Source organism: Actinomadura logoneensis, from assembly GCF_003428695.1.
Lineage (GTDB): Bacteria > Actinomycetota > Actinomycetes > Streptosporangiales > Streptosporangiaceae > Spirillospora > Spirillospora logoneensis.
In genome coordinates, this window is record NZ_QURH01000852.1 from 1 (window position 1) to 5,487 (window position 5,487).

General features: G+C 72.4%; 4 protein-coding genes. All 4 read right to left on the reverse strand.

Features of this window, described 5'->3' with window-relative positions:
* Nucleotides 1-98: 98 nt before the first annotated feature.
* On the reverse strand, nt 99-635 hold the full coding sequence (locus DZF91_RS28875; protein WP_117360280.1) for an HIT family protein: 537 nt from the start codon (nt 633-635) through the stop codon (nt 99-101).
* Nucleotides 636-854: 219 nt separating this feature from the next.
* A complete protein-coding gene (locus DZF91_RS28880) occupies nt 855-1,448 on the reverse strand; it encodes a hypothetical protein (RefSeq protein ID WP_117360277.1) in 594 nt (197 codons plus the stop codon).
* 208 nt (nt 1,449-1,656) lie between these two features.
* Entirely contained in the window at nt 1,657-3,624 is a 1,968-nt protein-coding gene (thrS, locus tag DZF91_RS28885) for a threonine--tRNA ligase (RefSeq protein ID WP_117360278.1), read from the reverse strand.
* A 208-nt stretch (nt 3,625-3,832) separates the two neighbouring features.
* Nucleotides 3,833-5,302, reverse strand: a complete 1,470-nt coding sequence (locus tag DZF91_RS28890; protein ID WP_117360279.1) for a sugar porter family MFS transporter — start codon at nt 5,300-5,302, stop codon at nt 3,833-3,835.
* Between the last annotated feature and the right edge of the window lie 185 nt (nt 5,303-5,487).

Here is a 5,487-nt window from a genome sequence, read left to right on the forward strand (position 1 = left end):
CCGGCCGCCGGCGCAGTCCCCCTCCCCGCTCACCGGCCACTGAGCCCGCAAGCCGGGCGCCGGACCTGCGCGCGGCGCGGACCGGCGGGCGGCGCGGGTCAGGAGGCGTCCGGCCAGGCGTCGGCGATCAGCCGCCGGGTGTCGCGGAGCAGCTGCGGCAGCACCCTGGTCCGGCCGACCACCGGCATGAAGTTGGTGTCCCCGCCCCACCGGGGCACGACGTGCTGGTGCAGGTGGGCGGCGATGCCCGCGCCCGCGACGGAGCCGAGGTTCATCCCGACGTTGAAGCCCTGCGCGCCGCTCGCCGCGCGCAGGGCGGTGATCGCGCGGCGGGTGAAGACGGCCAGCTCGGTGTACTGCTCCTCGTCCAGCGCGGTGTAGTCGGCGACGTGCCGGTACGGGATGACCATGAGGTGCCCGGAGTTGTACGGGTAGAGGTTCAGCACCGCGTAGACGGCGCTGCCCCGCGCCACGATCAGGCCGTCCTCGTCGCTCATCCGGGGGATCTCGCAGAACGGGCAGCCGCCGTCCTCGCCGGCCGCCTTGTCCTCGCCCTTGATATAGGCCATCCGGTGCGGCGTCCACAGGCGCTGGAAGCTGTCCGGGACGCCCCCGCCCCCGCGTTCCTCCTCCATCTCCGGCAGCGGCGGCCTCGCCGCCCCCGTCCCGGGCGCGCTGCCGCGCCCCTCCGGCACCACGGGCCCCTTCGGCTCTACGCTCAAGGCGGCGCTCTCCTTTGCTGACGGCCTGACCAGCAGCATAAAGAGGATCGCGGGGCGACCCGTAGCCGGGTGCCGGGCGGCCTGGTCACGCGGCGTGGGCGCCGCGGAGGCGAGAGTGCCCGGCGGGGCGGGTCAGGCGGGACGGGCGTAGCAGGTCTGCATGTCCACGCCGACCGACAGCGTGGTGATCTTGACCCGGCGGACGAGGGTCGGCGCGACGGCGAACCGGAACGTGTGCGTGCCCGCCTTGCGGACCGACGCCTGGTCGCTGAGCGGACCGTGGCCCGCCACGGTGACGTCGGCCTTCACCACGCCCGCGGCGCCGACCGTGACCGCGACCTCGACGCCCGAGGTGCGTCCGGCGCGGTAGACGGCCGTCCCCGCCGGGCAGTACTCGGCGCCGGCGCCGCCCCCCGTGCTCGGCATCGGCGCACCCTGGTCGCCGGGCTGCGAGCCCGCGCCCGGGGACGTCCCGGGCCGGGTCGGCACCGTTCCCCCGCCCTGGGTCTGCCGCGTCCCGGGCGCCGAGCCCGCCGGAGCGGTGGACGCGCCGTCCTGGGAGGGGCGGCCCGTCCCCGAGGCGGACGCGCCGGTCCCCCGCCCGCCGTGGAGCGCCTGGAACACCAGCACGGCCACGGCCGCCGAGACCAGCAGGGCCGCGCCGCCGTACCCGAGGAACCGGGCCACGGTCAGCCCTGGTCCGGCGGGGGGCCTGCGGGTCTTCATGCTGCACTCCGGGGGGTCGGGGCGAGGGGGTGGCGGCCGAGGCTACCAAGCCGGGCGCGCCGCCCTGCGATCGGACGGGCGGCCGTGGAGTCGGTGAGCCGCGTTGGATGAGCGGCGCTGGATGAGCCGCGCTGGATGAGCCAGGGCGGGTCCGCCGACGGTCGTGCGGCCGGCGGACCACTGCCGCGTGCATCGGACTCGCGGGCGCTCAGACCTGGACGCGCTCCCGCACGGCCTTGACGATCTCGTCCACGGCGTCCGGGATGGACACGCCGTTCTTCTGCTCGCCGTCGCGGTAGCGGAACGAGACGGCGTCGGCGTTCACGTCGTCGTCGCCCGCGAGCAGCATGAACGGGACCTTCTGCTTCTGCGCGTTGCGGATCTTCTTCTGCATCCGGTCGGACGAGGCGTCCACCTCGACCCGGATGCCGTGCGCGCGCAGCGCGGCGGCGACCTTCTCCAGGTGCGGGACGTGCGCGTCGCCGATCGGCACGCCGACGACCTGCACCGGCGCGAGCCACGGCGGCATCGCGCCCGCGTAGTGCTCGATCAGCACACCCATGAACCGCTCGACCGACCCGAACAGCGCCCGGTGGATCATCACCGGCTGCTGCCGGGTGCCGTCGGCCGCCTGGTACTCCAGGCCGAACCGCTTGGGCTGGTTGAAGTCGAGCTGGATGGTGGACAGCTGCCAGGTGCGGCCGATCGCGTCGCGCGCCTGCACGGAGATCTTCGGCCCGTAGAACGCCGCGCCGCCCGGGTCGTCCATCAGGTCCAGGCCGGAGTCGAGCGCGGCCTGGCGCAGCGCCTCGGTGGCCTCCTCCCAGTCCGCGTCGTCCCCGATGAACTTGTCGGAGTCGTCGCGGGTGGACAGCTCGAGGTAGAACTCGCGCAGCCCGAAGTCGCGCAGCACGCTCAGCACGAACTGCAGCAGCGACTTGATCTCCTCGCCCATCTGCTCCTTGGTGGCGTAGATGTGCGAGTCGTCCTGGGTCATGCCGCGGACGCGGGTGAGGCCGTGGACGACGCCGGACTTCTCGTACCGGTAGACCGACCCGAACTCGCACAGCCGCAGCGGCAGCTCGCGGTAGGAGCGGCCCCGCGCCCGGAAGATCAGGTTGTGCATCGGGCAGTTCATCGGCTTGACGCGGTAGTCCACGCCGTCCAGCTCGAAGGCCGGGAACATGTCCTCGCCGTAGTACGGCAGGTGCCCGGAGATCTCGAACAGCGACGACTTGGTGAGGTGCGGGGTGTTGACGAACTCGTACCCGGCCTCCAGCTGCCGCTGCCGCATGTAGTCCTCCATCTCCTTGCGGATGATCCCGCCCTTGGGATGGAAGACCGGCAGGCCGCTGCCCAGCTCGGGCGGGAAGGAGAACAGGTCGAGCTCGGCGCCCAGCTTGCGGTGGTCGCGCTTCTCGGCCTCGGCGAGCATCGCCAGGTACTCGTCCTGGCGCTCGCGGGACTCCCACGCGGTGCCGTAGATGCGCTGGAGCTGCGGGTTCTTCTCGCTGCCGCGCCAGTACGCGCCGCCGGTCCGCATCAGCTTGAAGGCCGGGATGACGCGGGTGGTGGGCAGGTGCGGCCCGCGGCACAGGTCCTTCCAACGCAGGTCGCCGGACTTGGCGTCGAGGTTGTCGTAGATGGTCAGCTCGCCCGCGCCGACCTCCACGTTCGCGCCGTCCTCGGCGGACGCCGAGCCCTTCAGCCCGATCAGCTCCAGCTTGTACGGCTCGGCGGCGAGCTCGGCGCGCGCCTCGTCGTCGGAGACGACCCGGCGGGAGAAGCGCTGGCCCTGCTTGACGATCTCGCGCATCCGCTTCTCGATGCGCTTGAGGTCGTCGGGGGTGAACGGCTCGGCGACGTCGAAGTCGTAGTAGAAGCCGTTCTCGACCGGCGGGCCGATGCCGAGCTTCGCCTCCGGGTGCAGCTCCTGGACGGCCTGGGCCATCACGTGCGCGGCCGAGTGCCGCATGATGGCGCGACCGTCCACCGAACCGATCTCCACCGGCTCCACGGTGTCGCCCTCGGCCACCGGGTGCTCGAGATCGCGCAGCTGCCCGTTGACGCGCGCCGCGATCACGGTGCGGCCGTCGGCCTCGAGGGCCTGCCCGGCGGTCGTGCCCGCAGGCACCACCCGCTCGCTTCCGTCGAGGGTGATGCGCAGCTCTGACACGGTGTCTCCTCGCGTTACTGGTCGGGTTCGAAATGGTATCGACCGGTCCCCGGAACGCGGTGAGGCCCCGGGAGTCACTCCCGGGGCCTCACCGCAGTTCGAAGATCAGGACGTGCGGCCGCGGCGCCGGGGCGGACCCGGCGTGGTCGTCAGCGCCACCACGGCGACGAGCACGGCTCTCACGCGCCCGAGTGTACTACCCGCCGGCTCAGGCGGTGGACGTCCGTGGCTTGCGCGTCGGGCCCCTGAGCTTGTCCATGTCCTCCAGCTCCCTGCCCTTGGTCTCCGGGACGAGGCGCCAGACGAACACGAAGGCGAGCGCGGCGAACACCGTGTACAGGCCGTAGGCGAGGCCGAGCGACATGCCCGACAGCCACGGGAAGGTGACGGTGATCAGCCAGTTGGCGATCCACTGCGCCGCCGCCGCGACGGCCAGGGCCGAGGCGCGGATGAAGTTGTTGAACATCTCGCCGAGCATCACCCAGACGACCGGGCCCCAGGTGGACGCGAAGCCGAAGACGTACAGGTTGGCGGCGACCAGCGCGATCGGGCCGGCCACGTCGCCGAGCTTGGGCGCGCCGTCCACGATCGGGGCGGTGGCGAAGCAGACGGCCATCACGCAGAGCGTCACGGCCATCAGGCCGGCGCCGAACAGCAGCAGCGGGCGGCGGCCGATCCGGTCCACCAGCGCGATCGCGACCAGCGTGGAGCCGACGTTCACCAGCGAGTTGATCACCGAGGTGAGCATCGCGTCGCTCTCCTTGAACCCGGCGGCCTGCCACAGCGTGGTGCCGTAGTAGAAGATCACGTTGATGCCGACGAACTGCTGGAACACCGACAGCAGGATGCCGATCCAGACGATCGGCAGCAGCCCGAACCGGTTGCCGCGCAGGTCGCGCAGGTGGACCGGCCGGTCCGAGGCGATCGACCGGACGATCTCCCCCACCTTCACGTCCACGTCGCCGCGCCCGGTGACCTTGCGCAGCACCTGCCGGGCCCGCGCGAGCTCGTGCTTCTTCACCAGGTAGCGGGGCGACTCGGGGATGGCCAGCGAGACCACGCCGTACAGGACGGCGGGCACGGTCGCGGCGGCGAACATCCAGCGCCAGGCCGAACCGCCCCAGGGGACGTGGCCGGTCGCGCCGCCCTCCGACACCCGGGCGATGATGTAGTTCACCACCAGCGCGGCGAAGATCCCGAGGACGATCGCCATCTGCTGCAGCGAGCCGAGCCGTCCGCGCAGGTTGGCGGGGGCGATCTCGGCGATGTAGGCGGGCGCGATCACCGACGCGGTGCCGATGGCGAGGCCGCCGACCAGCCGCCAGAAGGTGAGGTCGGCGGCGCTGAACGCCAGCGCCGAGCCGACCGAGCTCACCAGGAAGATGACCGCCGCGCCCACCATGACCCTGATCCGGCCCACCCGGTCGGCGATCGGACCGGCGAACCAGGCCCCCACGGCGCAGCCGAGCAGCGCCGAGGAGACCACGAACCCGATCCAGAACGAGTTCAGGTGGAACTGCTGCCGCAGCGCGTCCACCGTCCCGTTGATCACCGACGAGTCGTATCCGAACAGGAACCCGCCCAGCGCCGCCGCACCCGCCAGCATCACGGCGATCGCGGCCGGATGCCCCTCCGCCGCGGTGCTGGTCGACGCATTCTCCTCATCTTCCGTAACCATGACCGGGACCTTCCCTGGAAAAGATCAGTCATTCCCGGTGCCCGGCCAAGGTTCGTCCGGGGCCTTGCCAGGACGGACGGGTGCCACCGGCCGCAGGGCCCGCTCGACAGGCCCGGTCGGCCGGGCTGGGGCGGCCGGGCTGGGGCGGCCGGGCTGAGGCGGCCGGGCTGGGGGCGGCCGGGCTC

Excerpts from the sequence above, each read along its gene's own strand:
- DZF91_RS28890 (WP_117360279.1), bottom strand. The coding sequence starts at position 5,302 with ATGGTTACGGAAGATGAGGAGAATGCGTCGACCAGCACCGCGGCGGAG.
- DZF91_RS28875 (WP_117360280.1), bottom strand. The coding sequence starts at position 635 with ATGGAGGAGGAACGCGGGGGCGGGGGCGTCCCGGACAGCTTCCAGCGC.
- DZF91_RS28880 (WP_117360277.1), bottom strand. The coding sequence starts at position 1,448 with ATGAAGACCCGCAGGCCCCCCGCCGGACCAGGGCTGACCGTGGCCCGG.